The organism is Enterobacter sp. IF2SW-B1 (assembly GCF_001743375.1).
In the GTDB taxonomy this organism is placed as follows: Bacteria; Pseudomonadota; Gammaproteobacteria; order Enterobacterales; family Enterobacteriaceae; genus Enterobacter; species Enterobacter bugandensis.
The window spans coordinates 1-390 of sequence record NZ_MJAA01000315.1; the positions used below are offsets into that span (position 1 = coordinate 1).

The 390-nt window shown below is 57.7% G+C and carries 1 pseudogene; it reads left to right on the forward strand.

The window, feature by feature from the left end:
- Nucleotides 1-36: 36 nt before the first annotated feature.
- Nucleotides 37-390: pseudogene (locus tag A6013_RS24515) on the forward strand (shikimate kinase); the annotation flags it as partial.

Here is a 390-nt window from a genome sequence, read left to right on the forward strand (position 1 = left end):
TCTTTAGCCATTCGGCATCAAGGGGAACACCTGGCTATGACCCAACCCATCTTTTTAGTTGGCCCCCGCGGCTGTGGGAAAACCACCGTTGGCGAGGAACTGGCACGCGCATCTCATCGTCAGTTTGATGATACCGACCCCTGGCTGCAGCCCGAGCCCGGCAAAACCATCGCAGACATCGAGGAGCAAGAGGGATGGGAAAGCTTTCTCGCCCGCTAAACGGCCGCGCTGAAAGCGGTCACCACGCCGTCAGCCGGCATTCCGACGGGAGGCGGAATTCTTCTTGCCGAATCTAATCGTCACATTATGCGCGAAAAAGGCATATGGATCTATCACTGCGCGCCGGGGGAGGGTCAGGTATGGCGACGTGAAGCATGTCCAGAAGAGAGA